A 23,738-nucleotide genomic window follows, 5' to 3' on the forward strand; every position below is an offset into this window, starting at 1 on the left:
AACCAGGTGGGCCGATCATGCGGCCCGAAAGGTTTTACTCGGCGCCAGGCATGACCTGGCGCCTGATCCAATTAGCTGGCGACGATATTGACCAGTTTCCCGGGCACTACGATCACTTTACGAATAGTCAGGCCGTCGACAAAGCGCAGTACGTTCTCGTTGGCCCGTGCAGCGGCTTCGACTTCTTCGCGGCTGGCGCTGGCCGGCATTTCGATGTGGCCGCGCAGCTTACCGTTGACCTGAATCACCAGTTGCAGACTGTCTTGCACCAGAGCGCTCTCGTCCAGTACCGGCCAACCTGCATCGATCACCGGTTCGGCGTGACCCAGTTGATGCCACAGTTCGTGGCTGATGTGCGGGGTGATCGGAGCCAGCAGCAAAGTCACGGCTTCCAGACCGTCGTGAACCAGTGCGCGATCCTGTTCGGTGCCTTGCGCTGCTTTTTCCAGCACGTTCATCAGCGTCATCACCTGAGCAATGGCGGTGTTGAATTTGTGGTTCTGGCCGACGTCGTGGCTGGCCTGCTTGATAGCCAGGTGGATCGAACGGCGAATGGCTTTTTGCTCGTCGTTCAGGTTGGCGACGTCCAGTTTGCCCGGCAGGCCCTGTGTGACGTGCGCTTGAGCGAGACGCCAGACGCGCTTGAGGAAGCGATGCGAACCTTCGACGCCGGAATCGGACCATTCCGCGCTCATGTCAGGTGGCGAGGCGAACATCATGAACAGGCGGCAGGTGTCTGCGCCGAACTGGTCAATCATCGACTGTGGGTCGACGCCGTTGTTCTTGGACTTGGCCATTTTCTCGGTGCCGCCGATTTCGACCGGCAGGCCGTCTGCGATCAGCTTGGCGCTAACAACTTTGGCCTTGCTGTCGCGCTCGAGTTCGACGTCCGCCGGGTTGAACCAGGTGTAAGCACCGTTGGCTTCGCGACGATAGTAAGTCTCGGCGATTACCATGCCCTGGGTCAGCAGGTTCTTGAACGGCTCGTTGGAGCTCACCAGGCCTTCGTCGCGCATCAGCTTGTGGAAGAAGCGCGCGTAAAGCAGATGGAGAATGGCGTGTTCGATACCGCCGATGTACTGATCCACCGGCAACCAGTGGTCGGCCGCGGCTTTTTCCACCAGGCCGCCTTCATAGTGCGGCGAGGCGTAACGGGCGTAGTACCACGAGGACTCGACGAAGGTGTCCATGGTGTCGGTTTCACGCTTGGCAGGCTGACCGCATTTTGGGCAGGTGCACTCGTAGAACTCAGGCATGCGCGCCAGCGGCGAACCGGCGCCGTCCGGTACGACGTCTTCGGGCAGTACGACGGGCAGTTGATCTTCCGGGACCGGCACATCACCGCAGGTGTCGCAGTGGATGATCGGGATCGGGCAGCCCCAGTAGCGCTGGCGGCTGATGCCCCAGTCGCGCAGGCGGAACTGAGTGCGCGAGGCGCCAAGGTTCTTCTTGATCAGCGCGACTTCGATGGCGTCGAAGGCGCCTTCAAAGTCGAGGCCGTCGAACTCGCCGGAATTGATCAGCGTGCCGTGCTCGCCGTAGGCGTCCTGCCATGGCGACGGGTTAGTGCCGCCGGAGCTGGTACGCACTACCGATTTGATCGGCAGGTTGTACTGGGTGGCGAACTCGAAATCACGTTCGTCGTGCGCCGGGACGGCCATTACCGCGCCATCGCCGTAGTGCATCAGCACATAGTTGGCGACCCACACCGGGAGTTTCTCACCGGTCAGCGGGTGCTCGACGAACAGCGAGGTCGGCAGGCCTTTTTTCTCTTGAGTGGCGACGTCGGCTTCGGCGACGCTGCCGCCCTTGCATTCAGCGATGAACGCTTGCAGCTCAGGGTTGTTCTGCGCGGCCAGGGTCGCCAAATGGTGTTCGGCGGCTACCGCGACGTAGGTCGCGCCCATCAGGGTGTCCGGGCGGGTCGTGAAGACTTTCAGTACGCCGGCTTCGCCGATGGAATCGACGTTGTACGGGAACTGCACTTCCATGCCACGGGACTTGCCGATCCAGTTGCGCTGCATGGTCTTGACCTGTTCAGGCCAGCCAGTCAGTTCGTCGAGGCTTTCCAGCAGCTCATCCGCGTAAGCGGTGATCTTGAAGTAGTACATCGGAATTTCGCGTTTTTCGATCAGCGCGCCGGAGCGCCAGCCGCGACCGTCGATCACCTGTTCGTTGGCCAGAACGGTCTGATCGACCGGGTCCCAGTTCACGGTGCCGTTTTTACGGTAGATCACACCTTTTTCGAACAGGCGAGTGAACAGCCATTGTTCCCAGCGGTAGTAATCAGGTTTGCAGGTGGTGACTTCGCGGGACCAGTCCACCGCCAGGCCCAGGCTGCGTAGCTGGGTTTTCATGTAGGCGATGTTTTCGTAGGTCCACTTGGCGGGCGCTACGTTGTTCTTCATCGCGGCGTTTTCCGCCGGCATGCCGAAGGCGTCCCAACCCATGGGTTGCAGGACGTTTTTGCCTTGCATGCGCTGGTAGCGGGAGATCACGTCGCCGATGGTGTAGTTGCGCACGTGCCCCATGTGTAGCTTGCCGCTGGGGTAAGGGAACATCGACAGGCAGTAGAAGGTCTCCTTGCCTGGCTGTTCACTGACTTCAAAGGACTTTTGCTCGTCCCAGAACGACTGGGCGGCGGCTTCGATTTCACGGGGCTGATATTGTTCGTGCATGGCTACTTTTGAACTGAATAGGGGTGGCCTAATCCTCTTCAATGCAACGCCGGACGGTGATCACGCCAAATCGGCGTTTCGGTGTCCAGGCGAGCTGGAAGTGGAGTTACAGGAAGCGCCGTAGCATACATGACCGCGCTCTACCGAGGGAAACCCTGATTACTGCTGCAGGCCTCCCCAAACCCGCTGCGAGGGCCGTTGGTCGCAGCGCTCAGCCGGTTTGTTCATGGAAGCTAAGCTCTAAATGGGGAGTGAGTCTTATCTTCAATGAGGTGAGGGATGGTTGAGTCACGGCAAAAAGTTACAAAACCGGAGCTGTACGAAAGATTGATCGATCGTCTCGGAATGGCCCTGGACGCGGCAAAAACCGCTGACCGGTTACGCGATGAGCGTCCGCTGGAGCTGGAATTGCGTGGCTTGAGCCCCGCAGAGTTTGCACTGGTCAAGGCGTATCTCGATCGCAGTGAACGTGAGACACACGGATGCTTGTCTGAAGCAGTGAAGCAACTCGACGCACCACGTTCGGCCAAGATCATCTGGCTCAAGGACAAAACACCCGGCAGGGACGCGGTAAAGGTCCGGTCTCTGCAATTCAAGTAAGGGTACTTGAAGCCATGACGTATAGTTTTTTGAAGCATAGTCCTTCCGCATTTGTTGTCGCATTGCGTCAACCCACTTAGGCTTCGGGCATCTTTTGGAGATGCTCGATGCCTTTTCGATATTTCGTTAAACAACTTCTGTTGCCTCCTGGCATTCTTTTGCTGCTGTTGGTGCTTGCCTGGTGGTTGCGTCGCTCAAGACCGCGCCTTGCCGGATTGTGCTTTGCGCTGGGCGTGGGCGGCTTCTGGCTGATGAGTCTGCCGGTGGTGGTGCAGTGGGGCGCCAAGGCGCTGGAGCGAGAAGCGCCGTTGGCGCGCGACGAATGGGCGACATTGGCTCAGCACGCTGACGCGATTGTGGTGCTGGGTGCGGGGCGTGAACGTGGCGATCTGGCCTGGGGTGGCGACCAGCCGACGGGTGTGGCGCTGCAGCGCGAGCGTTATACGGCGCGGCTGGCCAAGGCATCGGGCCTACCGGTCCTGACCAGTGGCGGCCTGCATTACGGCACGCCGCCGACTGAAGCCAGGTTGATGGCCGACTCGTTGCAAGATGATTTCGGCGTGACCGTGCGTTGGCAGGAAGGGCGCAGCCGCACCACTTGGGAGAACGCGCAGTTCAGCGCCGAGGTGTTGTTGCCGCAAGGAATCAAGCGCGTGGTCGTCGTGACTCAGGCCTGGCACATGCCGAGAGCGGTCTGGAGTTTCAAAAAGGCAGGATTTGAAGTGGTGCCAGCGCCGGTGGGGTTTTTAGGCGTGGACCACGCCCGGCCACTGGGCGGCTGGATGCCGGAATTCAAGGCGATCTGGCAGAGCGGGCAGTTGATGAATGAGGCGATGGGGCAGATAGGGTATTCACTTTTCTATCGATAGTTGATCGTTCCTACGCTCTGCGTGGGAATGCATCCCGTGACGCTCCGCGTCACCTCGCAAGCGGAACGCGGAGCGTCCCTGGCGGCATTCCCACGCAGAGCGTGGGAACGATCAAATCCCGCCAGTCTCAGACAGTTTTTGCCATCCGACTTGCGATCAGCGCCCAGCCAAACAACAGCACACAAACAATGATCAGCGGCCACGAACGCCATTGCAGATAGGGCGTCAGGTTGTGCATGGGCACCACTTCACCGTACAGAATGCCGCGTTCGAACTGCGGGATCTGCACGGTGATCTGGCCGAACGGGTTGATCAAACCGGTCACGCCGTTGTTGGTGGCGCGGATCATCCAGCGACCGGCCTCAAGCGCGCGCATCTGCGCCATCTGCAAGTGTTGCAGCGGGCCAATTGAGGTGCCGAACCAGGTGTCATTGCTGATGGTCAGCAGCAAATCGCTACGCGCCGCGAGGCTGGCGGCGAATTCCGGGTAAACCACTTCGTAGCAGATGAACGGCGCAATCTGATAGCCCTTGGCTTGCAGCATCGGCTGATCGGCAGGGCCACGGGCAAAGTCCGACATCGGCAGGTCGAAGAAAGCGATCAGCCCCCGCAACACTTCCTGCAACGGAACGTATTCGCCAAACGGCACCAGTTTCTGCTTGAGGTAAGTGCCATCGCCTTCACCCGCCACGGTGATACCGTTGAAGAAGCGCTTCTCGTGATGGACTTCCTGGCGGATCGGTACGCCGGTGATCAGTGCGGACTTACGCTCTGCAGCGAAATTTCCCATCATGTTCAGGTAGCCCTCGGCGGACTCCTTGAGCACCGGGATGGCTGTTTCCGGCCAGATCAGCAAGTCGACCCGTTTCGAGCTGAAGCTCATGTCGCGGTACAACGCCAGCTGCGCGTTGAGCTGCGCCGGGTCCCACTTCATGCTCTGTTCGATGTTGCCCTGAATTGCCGCGACAGTCAGCGGTGCGCCCGCCGGGCTGGTCCAGGCATGCTCCTTGAGCGCCACGCCGGCCACCCAAGGGCCGACCAGCAGCAACACGCCTGCGGCGATGAAACCTTTGCGGCCCGTGCGGACCAGGCGCAAAGCGTTATAGATCAGCGCGGCCGTCAGGGCCAGGCTGAAGGAAATCAGCCACATCCCACCAACTGGCGCGAGCCCGGCCAGAGGGCCGTTGAGCTGACTGTACCCTGAATACAGCCAGGGGAAACCGGTCAGGAACCAGCCACGAAAGGCTTCCTGGCCGACCCACAACGCTGCGAACGCAAGAGCGTCGGCCAGCGGTGCTTCGTTACGGCGCAGCCAGCGCGCCCAGATCCAGGCGGGCAGGGCGAAGAACCAGGCAATCGCCGCCGTGAAGATCAACATCAGGAAACCGGCCAGCAGCACTGAAGCGCCGCCGAAGTGGTGAATGCTGTAGTAGATCCAGCTGGTACCGGCGCCAAACAGACCGAAACCGAAGCACCAGCCACGGCCAAGCGCCTGGCGGGGGTTTAGTTCACGTAAGCCGGCATAGAAGAAACCGACCGCCAGCAGCGCCAATGGCCAGATATCGAACGGCGCCAGGGCCAGGGTGGTGATAGCACCGGCCGCCACGGCCAGCAGATTACCGGGCCAGCCGGGACGGGTTACGCGGAGCATGTCAATCCTTAACGGGCAATGGGCGTCAAGCGAAGCAAGTGAATCCGACGGCTGTCGGCGTTCAGGATGCGGAAGCGATAAGGGCCGATTTCAGTGATTTCGTTGCGTTTTGGCAGGTGTCCGAACGCGCTCATCACCAGACCGCCGACGGTGTCGAATTCGTCGTCGGAGAATTGGCTGTCGAAGAACTCGTTGAAGTTCTCGATCGGCGTCAGGGCCTTGATCAGGAAGTCACCGCTGGGCAGCGGCTTGATGTAGCTGTCTTCTTCGACGTCATGCTCGTCTTCGATATCGCCGACGATTTGTTCCAGCACGTCTTCGATGGTCACCAGGCCCGCCACGCCGCCGTATTCGTCAATGACGATGGCCATGTGGTTGTGGTTGGCGCGGAACTCGCGCAGTAGCACATTCAGACGCTTGGACTCGGGCACGAAAGTGGCCGGGCGCAGCAGGTCCTTGATGTTGAAGCTGTCGCCGTTCTCCTTGAGGATCAACGGCAGCAAGTCCTTGGCCAGCAACACGCCCATGACGTCATCGTGGCTTTCGCCGATCACCGGGTAGCGGGAGTGGGCCGAGTCGACCACGGCGGGCAAAAACTCACGGGGTGTCTGGGTCGCCTTGATGCTGATCATCTGCGAGCGCGGGACCATGATGTCCCGTACTTGCAGGTCAGCGACCTGGATGGCGCCTTCGACGATGGCCAACGCTTCGCTGTCCAGCAACTTGTTTTGGTGTGCGTCGCGCAGCAGCTCCAGCAGCTCCTGGCGGTTCTTCGGCTCGTGGGCAAAAGCTTGGGTGAGCTTACCCAACCATGACTTTTGCCCGTTGCTCGATCGATCTTCGCTCATAGCGATTACTCTGAATCCTTTGTTATAACGATAGGGGATGCGTCTGTTTCGTCGTCTGCATAAGGGTCGGGATAGCCCAACTCTGCAAGCAACGTTCGTTCCAGTGCTTCCATTTCTTCGGCTTCGTCGTCATCTATATGGTCGTAACCCAGCAGATGCAAGCAGCCGTGAATGACCAGATGCGCCCAATGGGCCTTGAGTGCCTTGCCTTGTTCGGCAGCTTCGCGCTCGACCACCGCCACGCAGATCACCAGATCGCCCAGCAGCGGGATATCCAGAAATTCATCGGGGACATCGGCGGGGAACGAAAGAACGTTAGTGGCGTAATCCTTTTGCCGCCATGCGTCATTCAGCTGGCGACCTTCTTCTTCGTCGACCAGGCGAATGGTCATTTCGGAGTCGGCTGTGCGCTGGCGTAGTGCCAGTTCGCACCATTGGCGGAACTCGGCTTCGCTTGGGGCAGGCGCTTCGGTAGCCAGTTGCAGATCAAGCTCAAGCATCGCGGCGGCTATCCTTTGGCGTGTCGTCTGCCACACGATTTTCGAAGCGCTCGTAGGCTTCGACGATGCGCTGCACCAGTGGGTGGCGCACAACGTCTTTTGACTTGAAATGGGTGAAGCTGATGCCCGGCACGTCTTTCAGCACTTCGATCACATGGTGCAGCCCGGACTTGGTGCCTTTCGGCAGGTCGACCTGGGTGATGTCACCGGTGATGACCGCCGTGGAGCCGAAGCCGATCCGGGTCAGGAACATCTTCATTTGCTCGACGGTGGTGTTCTGGCTTTCGTCGAGGATGATGAAACTGTTGTTCAAGGTGCGACCGCGCATGTAGGCCAGCGGCGCAACTTCGATTACCTGACGCTCGATCAACTTGGCGACGTGTTCGAAGCCGAGCATTTCGTAAAGTGCGTCGTAGAGCGGGCGCAGGTAGGGGTCGATCTTCTGCGACAGGTCGCCGGGCAGGAAACCGAGCTTTTCGCCCGCTTCAACCGCCGGACGCACCAGCAGGATGCGGCGAATCTGCTCGCGTTCCAGCGCGTTTACCGCACAGGCAACGGCCAGATAGGTCTTGCCGGTACCGGCCGGGCCGATGCCGAAGTTGATGTCGTTGCCGAGGATTTCCTTCACGTAGCGCAACTGATTCAAGCCGCGAGGGCGAATCATGCCTTTTTTGGTGCGCAGGGCGATGGAGGGTTCGGCGGGGGAGACGTTGTCCATCTCTTCGACGGCCGATTCCTGCAGGAACAGGTGAACGATGTCCGGCGACAGCTCAGTACCCTTGGTTTCCCGGTACAGGCGGCGCAGGAGGTTTTCCGCGGAGGTGGTGTGTTTGGGTTCACCGATCAGTTCGAACTGGTTTCCGCGGTTGCGGATCTCGATGGTCAGGCGCTGTTCGATCAAGCGCAGATGCTCGTCGAATTGCCCGCACAGATTGGCGAAGCGGCGAGCTTCAAAAGGCTCGAGGATAAAACGATGTGGTTCTATGGGTGCGTTCAAGGTCGTATTTAGCCGCCCTGGGGCAATTAAGATGAAATCAAGGATAACGCCAGTGGCCTAGGTGCGAAAGCTCTTAAATATCGCAAGGCCAAACACCGTCCTTGTAGGAGCGAAGCTTGCTCGCGAAGAACGATAACGCGATCCGTCAGACAGATAGCGGCGCGGCCTTCGCGAGCAAGCATCGCTCCTACAACAGCGAGCCGCGCAGCGAATGCGGCTGGGCGGCGTCGATGTGCACGTCGGCAAACTGGCCAATCAGCGTGGGATTGTCGCAGCGGAAGTTGACGATGCGGTTATTCTCGGTCCGACCTTGCAGTTCGCCGGGGTCTTTTTTCGAATAATCGGTCACCAGGATCCGCTGGATCGAGCCGACCATTTGTCGGCTGATCTCGAAACCTTGCTGGTTCAGGCGATGTTGCAGCGCATTCAAGCGTTCTTTCTTCAGCTCTTCCGGCGTTTCGTCGGCCAGATCGGCAGCCGGAGTGCCCGGGCGCTGGCTATAGACGAACGAGTAGGAGAAGTCGAAACCGACGTCTTCGATCAGTTTCATGGTTTGTTCGAAATCTTTTTCGGTTTCGCCTGGGAAGCCGACGATGAAGTCCGAACTGATGCAGATTCCCGGCACGGCGGCACGCAGCTTGCGCAGTTTGGATTTGTATTCCAGCGCGGTGTGGTTGCGTTTCATCGCCGCCAGGATTCGGTCCGAGCCCGACTGCACCGGCAAGTGCAGGTGTTTGACCAGTTCCGGCACCTCGGCGTGGGCCTGGATCAGGCTGTCGGAGAATTCCAGCGGGTGTGAGGTGGTGTAACGGATGCGGTCGATGCCATCGACGGCGGCCACCACCCGGATCAGTTCGGCCAGGTCAGCCAAACGACCATCATGAGTGGTCCCGCGATAGCCATTGACGTTCTGCCCCAGCAGGGTCACTTCGCGCACGCCGTTTTCAGCCAGGTGGATAATCTCGGCGATCACGTCATCGAATGGTCGGCTGACTTCTTCACCACGTGTGTAAGGCACCACGCAGAAGGTGCAGTACTTGCTGCAGCCTTCCATTATCGACACATAGGCGCTTGGGCCATCGATGCGCGGCTCCGGCAAGTGGTCGAATTTTTCGATTTCCGGGAACGAGACGTCGACTTGCGGCAGTTTGGTGGCGCGCGCGGCGTCGATCATTTCGGGCAGGCGGTGCAGGGTCTGCGGGCCGAACACGACGTCGACATACGGAGCACGGTCGCGGATGGCCGCGCCTTCCTGACTGGCGACGCAACCACCAACGGCGATGACCATGTCCGGGTTTGCCAGTTTCAATTCGCGCCAGCGGCCGAGTTGGGAGTACACACGGTCCTGGGCGCGTTCGCGGATCGAACAGGTATTGAGCAGGATCACGTCGGCATCTTCAGCGCGAGCGGTGACTTCCAGGGCCTGATGTTCACCCAGCAGATCGACCATGCGCGAGCTGTCGTACTCGTTCATCTGGCAACCGTGGGTTTCGATGTAAAGCTTCTTGGCCATGGAAAGAGTCATCACGTGATTCAAAGAACCGCGCATTATAGGGAACATGTCCCAAGGTTCCTACCGCTGTGCGTCCGGTGGCTATGCTATAGTTCGCGCCCTCATTTTTATCTCCCGATGTGTTGCTCGCCTGCCATGACCAAACGTGAAGCTCCAATCTACAAGGTGATTTTCCTCAACCAGGGCCAGGTGTACGAAATGTATGCCAAGCAGATCTATCAAAGTGATCTGTGGGGCTTCCTGGAAGTGGAAGAGTTCGTCTTTGGCGAGCGCACGCAAGTGGTCGTCGATCCGAGCGAAGAGAAGCTCAAGGCTCAGTTCGAAGGCGTTGTGCGCAGTTTTGTGCCGATGCATTCGATCGTGCGGATCGACGAGGTCGAGCGCCTCGGCACGCCGAAAATCAGCGAAGCCCGCGGTGCGGTCGGCAATGTCATGCCGTTTCCGATGCCGATGCCTGAGAAGTAAGCCTCAGGACCGAGTCGCCCCTTCGCGGGCAAGCCTCGCTCCTACAGGACTGGCGCTGCCCTTGTAGGAGCGAGGCTTGCCCGAGAAGGGGCCAGAAAGTTCGACGCAGAAATCAGGGAAGGGGCGAGAACGGCGTACGCCCATCGGCGCTTTGCAATTCCATCAGGTACTTGCGGAAGATTTGCCCCAGCACCTGGGTAGCCACCTCAAGCTCTTCGCGGGGCATTTTTTCGGCGACTTCGTCGGCGGTGTCCAACGCATCTTCAGCGCCATTGACTGCAGCCATTTTCAGCACGATATAGGCCTGGATGTTATTGGCTGGAACGCCTTCGCCGTGGAAGAACATGGTGCCGAGTTTGAACTGCGCCTGAGCGTGGCCTTGCAACGAGGCCTTTTCGAAGTAGCCCAGGGCTTTTTTGAGGTCGCGCGGCGTGTTTTTGCCGTCGTAGTAGAACTCACCCAGCTCGTATTGCGCTTGCGCATCCCCTTCATCCGACGCTTTCTGGCAGGCAGCGAGAGCCTGCGCCAGGTCTTGCGGCTGAGTATTGAGGGTGCAACGACCCATCGCTGGGATTAACAACGAGTTGCCGCCTGCTTGTGCGAGCGCGAGCAGGGGCTGAAGGAGCAACAGGCAGCCCAATGCAAGGGCGCGGCCGGTGCGGTTCATGGGAATCGACTTACCTCTGAAGGGCGCGCGGACCCATCGAGGGATCCAATAAGCGCGCATTATGAAATAAGCAGGGCCAACCTTACAAAGTCTTTACTCGTTTTTCTGCTGCGCGGGGAATATATCGCCCACTTTCTGGGGATATTGAGCACAAGCGTAGGAATAAGGGCGTAAAGGTGGGTGAAAGCTGACGCTGGCAATCGCCAACGTCAGCGGCACAACGTTATTTCAATGCGGCAAATGCACGCTCGGCGGCATCCAGCGTCAGTTTCAGCTCGGTTTCGCCATGGGCGATCGAGGTGAAGCCCGCTTCGAATGCGCTCGGCGCCAGGTACACGCCGCCTTCGAGCATCAGGTGGAAGAAGCGCCCGAAGAGGGCGGCATCGCTGGCCATCACGTCATCGAAAGTGACGATGTCGTCGGCGCCGCTGAAGTACAGGCCGAACATGCCACCGGCCTGTGTGGTCACGAACGGTATGCCCGCCGCATCGGCGCGCTGTTGCAGGCCATCGAGCAGGCGGCTGGTGTAATCGCTCAGCTCGGAATGGAAACCCGGGCGGCTGATCAGTCGCAGGGTCGTCAGACCGGCAGCCATGGCCAGCGGGTTACCCGACAAGGTGCCCGCCTGGTAAACCGGGCCCAACGGCGCGATGTGCGACATGATTTCGCGCTTGCCGCCGAAGCAGCCAACCGGCATGCCGCCACCGATGATCTTGCCGAAGGTGGTCAGGTCAGGCGTCACGCCGTAGTGGGCTTGTGCGCCGCCGAGGGCGACACGGAAACCAGTCATCACTTCATCGAAAATCAGCACCACGCCATGCTTGTCGCACAGGGTCCGCAGGCCTTCGAGGAAACCTGGTGTCGGCGGTACGCAGTTCATGTTGCCGGCTACTGGCTCGACGATGATGCACGCCACTTCCTGGCCGACTTCGGCGAGCAGGGTGTCTACGGCATCGATGTCGTTGAACGGCAGGGTCAGGGTGTGTTTGGCGAAGGCCGCCGGCACACCGGCCGAGCTCGGCACGCCTTGGGTCAGGGCGCCGGAACCGGCCTTGACCAGCAGGCTGTCGGAGTGACCGTGGTAGCAGCCTTCGAACTTGATGATGCTGTCGCGGCCGGTGAAACCTCGAGCCAGACGAATCGCGCTCATGGTCGCTTCGGTGCCGGAGCTGACCATGCGCACCATTTCCATTGACGGCACGATCGAGCAGACCAGATCAGCCATCTGGGTTTCCATCTCGGTCGGTGCACCGTAGGACAATCCGTGCTCAAGCTGTTTGCGCACGGCGTCCAGCACGTCCGGATGACTGTGACCGAGAATCATCGGCCCCCAGGAACCGACGTAATCCACATAACGCTTGTCGTCTTCGTCAGTGACGTAGGCGCCTTCAGCGTGTTTGAAGAATAACGGCGTGCCGCCGACGCTTTTGAACGCGCGAACAGGCGAGTTCACGCCACCGGGAATGTGTTTCTGGGCATTGGCAAACAGCGTTTCGGAACGAGACATGATCGGGCTCTCAAAAATCAGGATTTGAACAATTCGTTAAAGGCGCGGGCGCGGCGCGTCACTTCGGCAGTGCTCTCGGCGCCAAACAGGCCATGGACTACCGCGAGCAGATCGACCCCGTGGGCCACAAGCGGGGCGGCGTTATCCAGAGTGATACCGCCGATCGCGCAGATCGGCAGGTGCAGTTTGCTGCGGGCCTGGTCGAGCAGTTCCAGACTGCAAGTCGGTGCGCCGGGTTTGGTGTTGGAGTTGAAAAAACGACCGAAGGCGACATAGCTGGCGCCTTCTTTGGCGGCTTGCTCGGCGAGTTCGAATTGCGCGTGGCAGGTCGAACCGATGATCGCCTGGCGACCAAGCAGCGCGCGGGCCGGAGTCAGCGGGCCATCGGTCTGGCCCAGGTGCACGCCGACGTTCAGGCGCGCGGCCAGTTCGGCATCGTCGTTAATGATCAGCTGGGTCTTGTAGCGCTCGCACAGATCGCGCAGCGTTTCGGCCTCGCGCAGTCGGCGGGCCTCATCGCTGCTTTTGTCGCGGTATTGCAGCAGGGTGACGCCGCCTTCCAGCGCCGCCTCCACGTACGAAAGAAATTTACCGGCCAGCAGCTGGCTGTCGGTAATGGCGTACAGGCCACGTAGTTTCATCGGACAAGCCTCACCGCATTACAAAAATGAAAAGTTACGAGCAGAAGTCCAGCGGCAGGCGGCGCGGCACGAACTGGCCTTTGCCAAGCTGCTCCGCGTCACGCAGGGTACGCCAAGTGTAGTTAAGGGCCGACTGTACGGCGCTGGCGAGGTTTTCACCCAGGGCCAGACGACCCGCCAGGGCGCTGGCCAACGTGCAACCGGAACCGTGATAACTGCCGGGCAGGCGTTGGCAGGTGAAGGTTTCGCGGCGACCGTCGCGGCTGTACAGGCGATTGTGGATTTCGTGTTCATCGCCATGGCCGCCAGTGATCAGCAGGTGTTTGACGAATGGCAGGAGTTTTTCAGCGCACTCGTCCGCGGTGCCTTCGGGCAGTTCGGCGAGGATGCGGGCTTCGGGAAGATTAGGGGTGGCGATGATTGACAGGGGCAGCAGGCGTTCGCGCATGGCGTAGCCGACTTCGTCCTTGCCCAGGCGTCCGCCGCCGCCAGCGCGCAGCACCGGGTCGCAGACCACCGGCAAATGCGGGTGGGCCGACAGCAGTTCGACCACGGTGTCGACCATTTCCAGGGAACCGAGCATGCCCAGTTTGACCGCTGCTACCGTCGAGTCGTTGAGCACGGCGTTGGCTTGGGCCAACACCCACTCACGGTCGAGGACGCGGAAGTCAGTGACGTTGACCGTGTCTTGCACGGTCAGGGCGGTGACGGCCGGGGCCGCATGACAGCCCTGAGCGAGCAGGGCTTCGATATCTGCCTGCAAGCCGGCGCCACCACTTGGGTCGTGGCCGGAGAGACAGAGGACAACGGGGCGAGAGCTGTAGATATTCATGGTGCGCGAGCTTACCACCAAACATCTTTTTTCGGGTGTCGACCAATAAGTCGTGGAACGAGAAAAGGCGTGCGCCCTCAGGCCATTGTCACTCGCTGACCGGGTAAACAGCTCTATCTCAACGCATTGCGCTGGAACGCCCGTGCTAGAGCCTTTTTAGGAAAAATTTTAATAGTGCTCAATGGCCATCAATGGCTATGCTAGAGTGGATCCAAACCAATAACAGGTAATACCGGTTTTACGTCTACTCAAAAGGAATGAGGGGCTTCCTGAGATAACCGGACAGGCCACGCTGGGGCTTAAATGCGCTATTTGCTGATGTTGCTGTTGTGCTTGCCCCTCATGGCGAGTGCCGTCGAGTTCGATGAATTCACTCAAAGCCTTCCCCTGGGTCGAACCCTGCAAGTGTTCGAAGACGCGGGCGGTCAGGCGACCATCGCCGATGTCCGTGCGCAAGCCGCGGCCGGAAACTTCAAACCCCACGACAAAGCCACCCTCAATGCCGGTTACTCGCGTTCAGCGTTCTGGTTGAAAATCGACCTGCATTACCGCCCGACCAATCCCGCGGTGCAACGCCTCTGGTTGCTGGAACTGGCCTATCCGCCCCTTGATCACCTTGATCTGTACCTGCCCGATGCTGCCGGTGGCTATCAGTTGGCCCGACAGACCGGTGATGCCTTGCCGTTCGCCACTCGCGAGATCCGCCAGAACAACTACCTGTTCGATCTGAACTTCACCCCAAACCAGGCGCAAACGGTGTACTTGCGCCTGCAAAGCGAAGGGTCGATCCAGGCGCCGGTCACGTTGTGGTCGAGCACTGCTTTCCTCGAAGAACAACCGGTCCGACTCTATGTGTTGGGCCTGATCTACGGCGTGTTGTTGGGCATGCTGGTCTACAACCTGTTCATCTACCTCAGCGTGCGCGATACCAGTTACCTCTATTACATCTTCTACATCGCCTCGTTCGGCCTGTATCAGCTGTCGGTAAACGGCGCAGCCGTGGAATATTTCTGGCCAGACAACCCGTGGTGGGCCAACGCCGCCACGCCGTTTTTCATCGGTTGCTCGGGGCTCTTCGGCAGCCAGTTCGCCCGTAGTTTCTTGCAGATCACAACGTACAGCCGTTGGCTCGACCGCTTGCTGTTGGCATTGATTGCGTTCAGCGCGGTGGTGGTCGGGTTGTCATTGATGGCCAGTTACGCCTTGGCTTTGCGTCTGGCGACAGCGCTGGCACTGACCTTCACCATAGTGATTTTTGCCGCAGGGATTTTCGCCTGGCTGCGTGGCCTGCGCGTGGCACGGTATTTCATCATCGCCTGGTCGGCCTTCCTGCTCGGCGGCATCGTCAACACCCTGATGGTGCTGGGTTACCTGCCGAACGTGTTCCTGACCATGTATTCCAGCCAGATCGGCTCGGCGATTGAAGTGGCGCTGCTGTCCCTGGCGCTGGCCGATCGCATCAATGCCATGCGCGAGCAACAGGCGCAGACCCTGTTCGATGCCGGTCAAAAGCTTGAAGTGCTGAACCAACAACTGGCTCACAGTAACAAGCTCAAGGACGAATTCCTCGCCACCCTGACCCACGAACTGCGCACGCCCATGAATGGCGTGATCGGTTCGCTGGAACTGATGCAGACCGTCGAGATGGGCTCGGAGTTGGAGCAATACCAGCAAACGGCCGCAGGTTCGGCGCGAGACATGATGCGCATGGTCAACGGCATCCTGACCCTGACCGAGTTGCAGGCCGGCAAACTCAAGACCTATCCGGCCACCTTCAGTTTGCGTGGCGTGGTTGAGGCTTTGCGCCTGCAGTTTGAGGGCAACGCCCTGAGCAAGTCGCTGGACTTCAAAGTCGACGTGACGGCGGGGCTGCCGGATCGCTTGCACGGCGACAGCGCCAAGTTGGCGCAATGCCTGGAATGCCTGCTGGATAACGCGATCAAGTTCACTCGAATTGGTGGGTTAGCGCTGCGGGTGACGGGTAAACCCGTGGAGCCCAACCGACTGGCACTGTCGTTTGCGGTGATCGACACCGGCATCGGCTTCACCGATCTGGGGGAGGCGACCCTTTATCAGCGGTTCTTCCAGCTCGACGGCTCGATGACCCGAGAATACGGCGGTCTGGGCGTCGGCCTGGCGATCTGTCGGCAACTGGTGGAATTGCTCGGCGGGCGCCTGACTCACCGCTCCGAGCCTGGCCGGGGCAGCCGCTTCCAGCTCGACGTCGAGTTTGAACTGCCCGTGGTGGAACGGCCGTCAGCGCCCATGATGCCCCGGGAATTTCCTCGCCTGCGATTGCCTCAGGACTGCACGGTGCTGCTGGTCGATGACAACAGCATCAATCAGTTGGTGATGCGCGGGATGTTGCTCAAGCTGGGGTTCCGGGTGCGCACCGCCGGCAATGGGGCTACCGCGCTCGATCAGTTGCAACGCGAAACCTTTGATGCGGTATTGCTCGATTGCCAGCTAACACCTTTGGACGGCGCGTCCCTCTGTCGCCAGATCCGCGCGTTGCCGGGCTGCACCGAATTACCGGTATTCGTGATTGCCTTGAGCATTGATCGGGAACGCTACCCGACCGGTGCCTTGATCGATTACCTGAACAAACCAGTGAAGTTTGAAGACCTGCAAGCAGCGCTCTATCGTCGCGTGCTGTGTCCAAAGCAAGGCGAAAGCGCCGACAGTTAGGCAGATATGACACTTTGTTCATCTAAGGGGCGGTGCTTAACTGAAGTCCCTTGGCTGACCAAAGGAGCCCCGTCATGAACCTGCATCAGTTCGCCGAAACCCACGAAGTCACCAACCAGCCACCGTCGCTGGACGGCACCAACCTGTATCGCATCGATCTGCCGTTGCAGGAGTGGTCGCGGCGTTTCGGGGCCGGGTGGGCCGAGTCGCGGATCGACGCTTATGGTGCCCTGGCCGGCGGGCCGCTGATGGACGCGGGGTTCCTGGCCAATCAGAACAAGCCGGTTTTCAGCAGTCATGACCGTTACGGCCATCGCATCGACCTGGTGGAATTTCACCCGGCCTATCACGAACTGATGCGCACGGCGGTCGAGCACGGTTTGACCTCGTTGCCCTGGGCGCATCCGCAATCCGGCGCCCACGTCGCCCGCGCCGCCATGACCTACCTGCACAGCCAGGCCGAAGCCGGCAGTGGTTGCCCGCTGACCATGACCTTCGCCAGCGTCCCGGCGATGCGTTTGCAACCGGATCTGGCCAAGCAGTGGCTGCCGAAAATCCTCTCCACCGAATACGACCCGCGCAACGTCGGCATGGCCCACAAGGCCGGGGTCACGATCGGTATGGCCATGACCGAGAAACAGGGCGGCACCGACGTGCGGGCCAACACCACCAAGGCTTATCCGGTCGGCGCCAGTGGTCCGGGCCAGGCGTATGAGCTGGTGGGCCACAAGTGGTTCTGTTCGGCGCCGATGTGCGATGCCTTCCTGACTCTGGCCCAGACTGACAAGGGGCTGACCTGTTTCCTGTTGCCGCGCCATCGCCCGGACGACACGCGCAATCAGTTCTACATACAGCGCCTGAAGAACAAACTCGGCAATTGCTCCAACGCTTCCAGCGAAGTGGAGTTCCGTGGTGCGCTGGCATGGATGGTCGGCGAGGAGGGGCGGGGCGTTCCGACCATCATCGAAATGGTCGCCATGACCCGCTTCGATTGCATGGTCGGTTCCAGTTCGCTGATGCGCCAGGCCCTGACCCAGGCCAGCCATCACTGCGCTCACCGCAGGGTTGGCGGCAAATTACTCAGCGAACAACCCTTGATGCAGAACGTACTGGCCGACCTGGCCCTGGAAAGCGAAGCCGCCTTGGCGTTGAGCCTGCGCATGGGCCAGGCGCTGGATCATCTGGATGACGATCATGAAGCGAAATTCGCTCGGCTGGTCACGGCGGTGGGCAAGTACTGGATCTGCAAACGCGCGCCCGGAATGATCAACGAAGCCGCCGAATGCATGGGCGGTGCCGGTTATGTCGAAGACAGCATCTTGCCGCGGTTGTACCGTGAGGCACCGGTCAATTCGACGTGGGAAGGTTCCGGCAACGTGCAATGCCTCGACGTTTTGCGAGCGTTGTCGAAAGAGTCGGGTGTGCTCGACGTATTGTTCAGCGAATTGGGCGATGGTCATGGCGACAAACGTCTGGCCGCACATATCAGCCAATTGCGGGCGGCCTTCAAGGACACCAGCGATATTCAATACCGCGCCCGCCAGCTCACCGAAGACATCGCCTTGGGCCTTCAAGCCAAGCTGTTGCTGGAAGCCGGCAACAGCGCCGTCAGTGACGCGTTCATTGCGAGCCGCTTGGGTTCCGCCGGCCGAGTGTATGGCGCGTTGCCACGTGGGCTGGATGTGGAAGCGATTGTTGCCCGCTCGACACCACAGGGCTTCTGATCGCGCTGACTTGCAGGCAAGATGAAGGTCTGCAAGTCAGAACACAGGATGCTGATCGTGACCGAAGCTTTTATTGTCGTTCAAACCGCCGAGCAAGCCGTGGATCGGCTTGCGCTCTTGCACAATCGTGCAACCACCGCGCTGAACCAGGCGCTCAAGCGTTATCTCAAGGATCGTGTCGAGCCGGACGCCGAACAGCGTGCGATGTTTCGTTATCCCGAACTGCGCCTGACCTACCGTTGCCAAGGCGAAGTCCCACAGACCACTCGCGCCTACGCCAAGGTTCAATTGCCGGGGACCTACAGTGTCACCGTCACCCATCCAGCGGCTTTCCGTAAATACCTGCTGGAACAGCTGGTGCCGTTGATGCACGACTTCACCGTGACGGTGGAAGTCGGTATCAGCCAGCAAAACATTCCTTATCCGTACGTGGTTGAGCAGGGCGATGAACTGGCCGGCTCCGGCGTTACCGCTGCCGTGCTGGCGCGGGTGTTCCCGAGTACGGATTTGTCGGCCGCGACCGATGGCATCGCCGACGGGTTGTACGATTGGGAAAACACTGACCCGCTGCCATTGGCCTTGTTCGACGCCGCGCGGGTGGATTTCTCCCTGCGCCGCCTGGTGCATTACACCGGCAGCGACTGGCGCCATGTGCAACCGTGGATTCTGCTGACCAACTACCACCGCTATGTTGACCAGTTCATCGTCCATGGTCTGGAACAGTTGCGCAGCGATCCGCGTTTCGTGCGCATGATCTTGCCGGGCAACGTGATCATCGAAAAGAGCATGGACCACGGCGAAGCCTCGGCGATTGCCGCCGGTGTGGTTTGGCATCGTTATCAGATGCCGGCCTATCACCTGATCGCCACCGACGGCCATGGCGTGACTCTGGTCAACATCGGCGTCGGCCCGTCCAACGCCAAGAACATCACCGACCACCTGGCAGTGCTGCGACCGCATTGCTGGCTGATGATCGGCCACTGCGGCGGCTTGCGTCAGTCGCAGACCATTGGCGATTACGTGCTGGCGCACGCCTACATGCGCCGCGACGGGATTCTCGATCGGGTCGTGCCGCCAAATATTCCGATTCCGGCCCTGGCCGAAGTGCAGATGGCGTTGCAGCAAGCGGCGGCCAACATCACCGGTGAGAAGGGCGACGAGCTGAAAAAGCGCCTGCGCACCGGCACGGTACTGACCTACGACGACCGTAACTGGGAATTGCGCTGGGCTCAGGAACGTCCGCTGATCAACCTGTCTCGCGCCGTGGCGGTGGACATGGAAAGCGGCACCATCGCCGCGCAAGGTTATCGCTTGCGGGTTCCGTACGGCACGTTGCTCTGTGTCTCGGACAAACCGTTGCACAGCGAAATCAAGCTGCCGGGTTCGGCCAACGCCTTCTATGAGCGCGCGGTCAGCCAGCACTTGAAGATCGGGATCGAGGCGGTGGACCTGTTGCGCACCGAACTCAACTCGCTGCACTCGCGCAAACTGCGCAGCTTCGACGAACCGCCGTTCCGGTAATAGTTGTCATGGTCATTTGGCGGTCGGGGCACTAGCATTAGCAGCCCTGACCGTTAGATGTTCCTTTCCCATGTCTCGTCCTCAACGTCCCGTTTCTCGCCACCCTGGCGCGAACAGCCCGCCATCCGCCCCGCGCCGTGTCGCCAAAGCGCCACCGGCCGAGCCGAAGCTGATTCTGTTCAACAAACCGTTCGATGTGCTGACGCAGTTCAGCGACGGCGAAGGGCGGGCGACGCTCAAGGATTTCATCGAAATTCCCGGGATTTACCCGGCAGGACGGCTGGACCGTGACAGCGAAGGTTTGCTGTTGCTGACCAACGATGGCCAGCTTCAGGCGCGGATCGCCGACCCGAAACACAAACTGGCCAAGACCTATTGGGTGCAAGTGGAAGGCGAGCCGAGTGCCGAGCAATTGCAGCGTTTGCGCGATGGCGTCGAGCTGAATGACGGCATGACCTTGCCAGCCGAGGCGCGACAGTTGGAAGAGCCCGAGCTGTGGCCACGCAATCCGCCGGTGCGGTTTCGCAAAAACGTGCCGACCAGCTGGCTGGAGCTGGTGATTCGCGAAGGTCGTAACCGTCAGGTGCGGCGCATGACCGCAGCGGTGGGGTTGCCGACATTGCGCCTGGTGCGGGTCAGAATTGGCGACTGGACCATCGAAGGACTTGATCAGGGCCAGTGGAAGGAAGTGCCGGCGCGTTTATAACGAGCCGGATTCGATCAGGCCGATCACCACGCTTTTGATCACGAACGCGGCCACGCCCAGGCCGAGTACGGAAAACAGAATGAATGAGCCAAAGCGCCCGGCCTTGGACTTCTTCGCCAGGTCCCAAACGATGAAACCCATGAAAATGACCAGGATGCTGACCAGGCCGGTCATCATCCACTCTTCGAATACTGCAGGATCCATCGAACATCTCCAGCGCAGGCGGGGCTAAAAGGTGCTGGAGTATACGTCATGCCGGATTGGCGCAGCATTGACCTGCGTCGGTGTGTCGCAGCTATTCGTCGCCCTGTTAGTGATCGTTCCCACGCTCTGCGTGGGAATGCCGCCATGGACGCTCCGCGTCCGCTGTGGATCGTGACGCAGAGCGTCACAGGATGCATTCCCACGCGGAGCGTGGGAACGATCAGTGCGGGGAATGGTTCAGCCGCGCAAATGAGTCAGCGGCAGCTCGGTACTGTTCAACACCTGATTCAACACAAAACTCGAACGAACGCTCGTCACCCCGTCAATCCGCGTCAAATGCCCCAGCAGCAATTTCTGGTAGTGATCCATGTCCGGCACTACGACTTTGAGCTGATAGTCCGCATCCATTCCCGTCACCAGACTGCATTCCAGCACTTGCGGCAACGTGCGAATCGCCGCTTCAAAGTTCTCGAAACGCTCCGGTGTATGCCGGTCCATGCCGATCAACACGTAAGCCGTCAGGCTCAGGCCGAGCATCTTGCGGTCCAGCAAGGCCACCTGGCGGGAAATGTAACCGTCATCTTCCAGCTGCTTGACCCGCCGTGAGCATGGCGAGGGGGACAGGCCGATGCGTTCGGCCAGCTCCTGGTTGGAGATGCGCGCGTCACGCTGCAATTCCGCCAAAATGCTCAGGTCGTATCGGTCGAGTTTGCTCATCAATCAGGCCTTTGTCATAACTATTGCGGTGGATTATCTATCCAGGGTTAAAAATTGCGCAAGTGATGTTTATTTCAGCAATCTTCGCAATCCGCTGCTGGTGCCGCGAGCCTATTCTTATCACCAGAATCACTGCTCGGACAAACAGTCCACAGCGGCTCGCCCAATCAGGCCAGCCGCGGTCGCCACCCCCACAGGGGATGTGCCGGCCCCCGAGCTGCACACTGTCCAGAAGACGGCGTGAGGTGAGCCGACGTCAAAAGCGTCGAGCACGGACGAAGTTCTCAAAGGGAGGCCGACGGGTCTCCCTTTTCTTTTGCCCGGAATTTGGCATGCCCTTGATAAAGTCTTCCTCAATAAATAAGTGGAGGGCTGATAACCTGTTGCAGAACCGGCCGGTGCTTTCCCAGTCTTACGTACAGGCCCTAACCCGCAGTGAGGAAAAGCATGAAGTCGCGCATCTGGCGTTTGGCCGGTGTTGGTTTGCTGTGTATCAGTGTCACTGCGCAATCGCTGGCCGATGAGCCGCAAAACCGGAGTCCCGATGGCGAACAACGTGGCTCGGACGGCCATCAGGGAAACAATCAGGGCCATGGCGGAAATAATCAGCAGCGCCCGCAAAATAATCAGCAGCAGAATCAATCGCGTCCGCAGAACAACGACATCATTCGTGGCGACAACAGTCGCCAGTTCGAGCACAACGGCCAGAATCCGCAGAACCGTCAGCCGCACGACTACAACAGTCCGGTTCGACCGCCACCTCCACCGCCGCAACTACCGGCCAATGACCTGCCGATCCAGGGCCGGCCCGACACCGTGCGCCAGACCCAGCAACCGCAACGTGGTTACTACCAGGACATTCCGCGGCGCAACGATAACAACCCGCATTGGCAGAACAACGGTCCGCGTCCCGATGATCATCGCTGGTCCGGTCGCCCGGATGGGCACGGTAATGGCTGGGGCTCCGGCCCGCAGTACCGACCCGGTCATGTGATCGATCGCTTCCCGGACCGGGATTACCGAGTGCCGTATCGTGGCCAGGATTACTTCTACTCCGGCGGCTACTGGTATCGCCCGCTCGGTCCGCGTTATGTGGTGGTGCAGCCGCCACGCGGGATTCGCGTCCACTACATGCCCGATTACGCCCGTGAAGTGTGGATCGGCGGTGCGCTGTTATTCCTCGCGGCCGGCTCTTACTACGCCTACGAAGAAAGTACTCAGGATTACGTCGTGGTCGAGCCGTCCGTGCAACCGCAACTGCAACCGGTCAGCAATAGTTATGACGTGGTGGCGTATCCAGCAAACGGTCAGTCGCCGGAGCAGGTCAACCAGGACGGTTACGAGTGCTATCAATACGCAGTGCAGCAGAGTGGCTTCGATCCGCGAACGGCCACCTACCAGCCGGACCCCTCGGTGGTGCAAGCCTACCGCCAGGCGCAGGGCAACTGCCTGAGCAGTCGCGGTTATCAGGTGAGTTACTGAGCCCTGGTGGGCTGCACCACTTCCTGCGGGTCGGCGTGCACCAGCACTTCGGCTCGCGGGTAGGCGGCGTGAATGGCATCGGAGGCTTGATCGCTGATGCCGTGAGCGACTGACAGGGTCAAATCTCCCGGCAATTCCAGGTGCAACTGCACGAACCACTGGCTACCCGAAATCCGTGTGCGCAGGTCGTGCGCCCCCAATACTCCCGGTACGCTGCAGGCCAGTTCGAGCATGTGCTGGCTGACGTCCGACGGCAGTTCTTCATCCATCAGCACCGTAAAACTTTCCCGGCCGATCAGAATCGCGCTCCAGAAAATGTAGGCCGCGATCGCCAATCCAAACCAAGGGTCGACCTGATGCCAGCCAAACCCGGCGAGCACCAGCGCCACCAGAATGCTGCCGTTGAGCAACATGTCCGAGCGGTAATGCAGAGAGTCGGCGCGCACCGCGTTGGAGCCGGTCGCCTTGACGACCCGATGTTGCAACATCAGCAGGGCCAGCGTCAGCACCAGGGAAAACACAATCACCCCGATACTGATCCATGGCGCCCCCACCGGTTCCGGGTGTTTGAGTCGATCGATCGCCTGCAAGGAAATCAGCACCGCACTGCCACCAATGAACAACGCTTGAGCCATGCCCGCCAGCGACTCGGCCTTGCCGTGTCCATAACGGTGATCGTCGTCGGCCGGGCGCAAGGCGTAATGCACCGCAAGCAAGTTGAGCAGCGAAGTGACGCCATCGAGGGTCGAATCGGTCAACCCGGCGAGCATGCTCACCGAACCGCTCAACCACCAGGCAATGGCCTTGGCGACGATCAACGTACACGCTACCGCCATCGAGGCACGGGTCGCCAGCCGCAGCAGGCGGGCGTGTTCGGAGCTTGCAATCATAGGGGCGGCGTTTCCTTTGAGTGATCCTTCACAGGCAC

The 23,738-nt window shown here is 60.0% G+C and carries 21 protein-coding genes; 8 read left to right on the forward strand and 13 right to left on the reverse strand.

Annotated elements, in window-relative coordinates; genetic code table 11:
* Positions 1-71: 71 nt before the first annotated feature.
* Entirely contained in the window at positions 72-2,678 is a 2,607-nt protein-coding gene (gene leuS, locus ACYZT0_RS29415; RefSeq protein WP_462044094.1) for a leucine--tRNA ligase, read from the reverse strand.
* Positions 2,679-2,957: 279 nt separating this feature from the next.
* Here leuS and ACYZT0_RS29420 point away from each other — a divergent pair, with 279 nt between their 5' ends.
* Together ACYZT0_RS29420 and ACYZT0_RS29425 are read left to right on the forward strand one after the other, a co-directional pair.
* On the forward strand, positions 2,958-3,278 hold the full coding sequence (locus ACYZT0_RS29420) for a hypothetical protein (RefSeq protein WP_449645728.1): 321 nt from the start codon (positions 2,958-2,960) through the stop codon (positions 3,276-3,278).
* Positions 3,279-3,385: 107 nt separating this feature from the next.
* Positions 3,386-4,147, forward strand: coding sequence for a YdcF family protein (locus tag ACYZT0_RS29425; RefSeq protein WP_462044095.1), 762 nt, complete (start codon positions 3,386-3,388; stop codon positions 4,145-4,147).
* Positions 4,148-4,274: 127 nt separating this feature from the next.
* Here ACYZT0_RS29425 and lnt read toward each other — a convergent pair whose 3' ends face one another.
* The 5 genes from lnt to miaB form a co-directional block, all read right to left on the reverse strand.
* Entirely contained in the window at positions 4,275-5,798 is a 1,524-nt protein-coding gene (gene lnt / locus ACYZT0_RS29430) for an apolipoprotein N-acyltransferase (RefSeq protein ID WP_462044096.1), read from the reverse strand.
* A gap of 8 nt (positions 5,799-5,806) precedes the next feature.
* Complete coding sequence (locus tag ACYZT0_RS29435) at positions 5,807-6,646, reverse strand: HlyC/CorC family transporter (RefSeq protein WP_008152854.1); 840 nt, start codon at positions 6,644-6,646, stop codon at positions 5,807-5,809.
* 5 nt (positions 6,647-6,651) lie between these two features.
* Positions 6,652-7,146 (reverse strand): rRNA maturation RNase YbeY, encoded by a 495-nt coding sequence (gene ybeY, locus ACYZT0_RS29440; RefSeq protein WP_462044097.1) that lies wholly within the window; start codon positions 7,144-7,146, stop codon positions 6,652-6,654.
* Positions 7,139-8,143: a PhoH family protein gene (locus tag ACYZT0_RS29445; RefSeq protein ID WP_462044098.1), complete on the reverse strand. Its 1,005-nt coding sequence runs from the start codon at positions 8,141-8,143 to the stop codon at positions 7,139-7,141. Before ACYZT0_RS29445 ends, ybeY begins: the two co-directional genes overlap by 8 nt.
* Before the next feature lie 187 nt (positions 8,144-8,330).
* Positions 8,331-9,656, reverse strand: coding sequence for a tRNA (N6-isopentenyl adenosine(37)-C2)-methylthiotransferase MiaB (miaB, locus tag ACYZT0_RS29450; RefSeq protein WP_462044099.1), 1,326 nt, complete (start codon positions 9,654-9,656; stop codon positions 8,331-8,333).
* Between the two features lie 135 nt (positions 9,657-9,791).
* On the opposite strand from miaB, the gene ACYZT0_RS29455 reads away from it, so the two are divergent.
* Positions 9,792-10,121, forward strand: coding sequence for a DUF1820 family protein (locus ACYZT0_RS29455; protein ID WP_007894425.1), 330 nt, complete (start codon positions 9,792-9,794; stop codon positions 10,119-10,121).
* Between the two features lie 112 nt (positions 10,122-10,233).
* Here the strand turns inward: ACYZT0_RS29455 and ACYZT0_RS29460 are convergent, their stop codons facing one another.
* The 4 genes from ACYZT0_RS29460 to ACYZT0_RS29475 form a co-directional block, all read right to left on the reverse strand.
* Positions 10,234-10,788 (reverse strand): tetratricopeptide repeat protein, encoded by a 555-nt coding sequence (locus ACYZT0_RS29460; RefSeq protein ID WP_449645734.1) that lies wholly within the window; start codon positions 10,786-10,788, stop codon positions 10,234-10,236.
* Positions 10,789-11,011: 223 nt separating this feature from the next.
* The gene (hemL, locus tag ACYZT0_RS29465; protein ID WP_462044100.1) at positions 11,012-12,295 is read right to left on the reverse strand and encodes a glutamate-1-semialdehyde 2,1-aminomutase; all 1,284 of its coding nucleotides are present in this window, start codon (positions 12,293-12,295) and stop codon (positions 11,012-11,014) included.
* 17 nt (positions 12,296-12,312) lie between these two features.
* A complete protein-coding gene (thiE, locus tag ACYZT0_RS29470) occupies positions 12,313-12,936 on the reverse strand; it encodes a thiamine phosphate synthase (RefSeq protein ID WP_462044101.1) in 624 nt (207 codons plus the stop codon).
* A gap of 34 nt (positions 12,937-12,970) precedes the next feature.
* Positions 12,971-13,768 carry a hydroxymethylpyrimidine/phosphomethylpyrimidine kinase gene (locus tag ACYZT0_RS29475; protein ID WP_462044102.1) on the reverse strand — a complete coding sequence of 266 codons (798 nt, stop codon included), beginning with the start codon at positions 13,766-13,768 and terminating at the stop codon, positions 12,971-12,973.
* A gap of 303 nt (positions 13,769-14,071) precedes the next feature.
* Between ACYZT0_RS29475 and ACYZT0_RS29480 the strand changes: the two genes are divergently transcribed.
* The 4 genes from ACYZT0_RS29480 to ACYZT0_RS29495 all read left to right on the forward strand — a co-directional run bounded on the left by ACYZT0_RS29480 (position 14,072) and on the right by ACYZT0_RS29495 (position 20,407).
* Entirely contained in the window at positions 14,072-16,456 is a 2,385-nt protein-coding gene (locus tag ACYZT0_RS29480) for a 7TM diverse intracellular signaling domain-containing protein (protein WP_462044103.1), read from the forward strand.
* Between the two features lie 74 nt (positions 16,457-16,530).
* A complete protein-coding gene (locus tag ACYZT0_RS29485) occupies positions 16,531-18,180 on the forward strand; it encodes an acyl-CoA dehydrogenase family protein (protein ID WP_462044104.1) in 1,650 nt (549 codons plus the stop codon).
* A gap of 21 nt (positions 18,181-18,201) precedes the next feature.
* On the forward strand, positions 18,202-19,701 hold the full coding sequence (gene amn / locus ACYZT0_RS29490) for an AMP nucleosidase (protein WP_462044105.1): 1,500 nt from the start codon (positions 18,202-18,204) through the stop codon (positions 19,699-19,701).
* A gap of 70 nt (positions 19,702-19,771) precedes the next feature.
* Entirely contained in the window at positions 19,772-20,407 is a 636-nt protein-coding gene (locus ACYZT0_RS29495; RefSeq protein ID WP_462044106.1) for a pseudouridine synthase, read from the forward strand.
* Here the strand turns inward: ACYZT0_RS29495 and ACYZT0_RS29500 are convergent.
* Positions 20,402-20,611 carry a DUF2788 domain-containing protein gene (locus ACYZT0_RS29500; protein ID WP_462044107.1) on the reverse strand — a complete coding sequence of 70 codons (210 nt, stop codon included), beginning with the start codon at positions 20,609-20,611 and terminating at the stop codon, positions 20,402-20,404. The two genes, ACYZT0_RS29495 and ACYZT0_RS29500, sit on opposite strands and share 6 nt — an antisense overlap.
* A gap of 237 nt (positions 20,612-20,848) precedes the next feature.
* Positions 20,849-21,328 (reverse strand): Lrp/AsnC family transcriptional regulator, encoded by a 480-nt coding sequence (locus tag ACYZT0_RS29505; RefSeq protein ID WP_462044108.1) that lies wholly within the window; start codon positions 21,326-21,328, stop codon positions 20,849-20,851.
* Between the two features lie 447 nt (positions 21,329-21,775).
* Between ACYZT0_RS29505 and ACYZT0_RS29510 the strand changes: the two genes are divergently transcribed.
* Complete coding sequence (locus tag ACYZT0_RS29510) at positions 21,776-22,810, forward strand: DUF6515 family protein (RefSeq protein WP_462044109.1); 1,035 nt, start codon at positions 21,776-21,778, stop codon at positions 22,808-22,810.
* Here ACYZT0_RS29510 and ACYZT0_RS29515 read toward each other — a convergent pair.
* Positions 22,804-23,700 carry a cation diffusion facilitator family transporter gene (locus ACYZT0_RS29515; protein WP_462044110.1) on the reverse strand — a complete coding sequence of 299 codons (897 nt, stop codon included), beginning with the start codon at positions 23,698-23,700 and terminating at the stop codon, positions 22,804-22,806. The two genes, ACYZT0_RS29510 and ACYZT0_RS29515, sit on opposite strands and share 7 nt — an antisense overlap.
* Between the last annotated feature and the right edge of the window lie 38 nt (positions 23,701-23,738).

It is taken from the genome of Pseudomonas sp. ZS1P83, from assembly GCF_054897825.1.

Bases quoted from the DNA above. Each gene is read 5' to 3' on its own strand.
- leuS (WP_462044094.1), bottom strand. From the start codon at position 2,678: ATGCACGAACAATATCAGCCCCGTGAAATCGAAGCCGCCGCCCAGTCG.
- ACYZT0_RS29420 (WP_449645728.1), top strand. From the start codon at position 2,958: ATGGTTGAGTCACGGCAAAAAGTTACAAAACCGGAGCTGTACGAAAGA.
- ACYZT0_RS29425 (WP_462044095.1), top strand. From the start codon at position 3,386: ATGCCTTTTCGATATTTCGTTAAACAACTTCTGTTGCCTCCTGGCATT.
- lnt (WP_462044096.1), bottom strand. From the start codon at position 5,798: ATGCTCCGCGTAACCCGTCCCGGCTGGCCCGGTAATCTGCTGGCCGTG.
- ACYZT0_RS29435 (WP_008152854.1), bottom strand. From the start codon at position 6,646: ATGAGCGAAGATCGATCGAGCAACGGGCAAAAGTCATGGTTGGGTAAG.
- ybeY (WP_462044097.1), bottom strand. From the start codon at position 7,146: ATGCTTGAGCTTGATCTGCAACTGGCTACCGAAGCGCCTGCCCCAAGC.
- miaB (WP_462044099.1), bottom strand. From the start codon at position 9,656: ATGGCCAAGAAGCTTTACATCGAAACCCACGGTTGCCAGATGAACGAG.
- ACYZT0_RS29455 (WP_007894425.1), top strand. From the start codon at position 9,792: ATGACCAAACGTGAAGCTCCAATCTACAAGGTGATTTTCCTCAACCAG.
- ACYZT0_RS29460 (WP_449645734.1), bottom strand. From the start codon at position 10,788: ATGAACCGCACCGGCCGCGCCCTTGCATTGGGCTGCCTGTTGCTCCTT.
- hemL (WP_462044100.1), bottom strand. From the start codon at position 12,295: ATGTCTCGTTCCGAAACGCTGTTTGCCAATGCCCAGAAACACATTCCC.
- thiE (WP_462044101.1), bottom strand. From the start codon at position 12,936: ATGAAACTACGTGGCCTGTACGCCATTACCGACAGCCAGCTGCTGGCC.
- ACYZT0_RS29475 (WP_462044102.1), bottom strand. From the start codon at position 13,768: ATGAATATCTACAGCTCTCGCCCCGTTGTCCTCTGTCTCTCCGGCCAC.
- ACYZT0_RS29480 (WP_462044103.1), top strand. From the start codon at position 14,072: ATGCGCTATTTGCTGATGTTGCTGTTGTGCTTGCCCCTCATGGCGAGT.
- ACYZT0_RS29485 (WP_462044104.1), top strand. From the start codon at position 16,531: ATGAACCTGCATCAGTTCGCCGAAACCCACGAAGTCACCAACCAGCCA.
- amn (WP_462044105.1), top strand. From the start codon at position 18,202: ATGAAGGTCTGCAAGTCAGAACACAGGATGCTGATCGTGACCGAAGCT.
- ACYZT0_RS29495 (WP_462044106.1), top strand. From the start codon at position 19,772: ATGTCTCGTCCTCAACGTCCCGTTTCTCGCCACCCTGGCGCGAACAGC.
- ACYZT0_RS29500 (WP_462044107.1), bottom strand. From the start codon at position 20,611: ATGGATCCTGCAGTATTCGAAGAGTGGATGATGACCGGCCTGGTCAGC.
- ACYZT0_RS29505 (WP_462044108.1), bottom strand. From the start codon at position 21,328: ATGAGCAAACTCGACCGATACGACCTGAGCATTTTGGCGGAATTGCAG.
- ACYZT0_RS29510 (WP_462044109.1), top strand. From the start codon at position 21,776: ATGAAGTCGCGCATCTGGCGTTTGGCCGGTGTTGGTTTGCTGTGTATC.
- ACYZT0_RS29515 (WP_462044110.1), bottom strand. From the start codon at position 23,700: ATGATTGCAAGCTCCGAACACGCCCGCCTGCTGCGGCTGGCGACCCGT.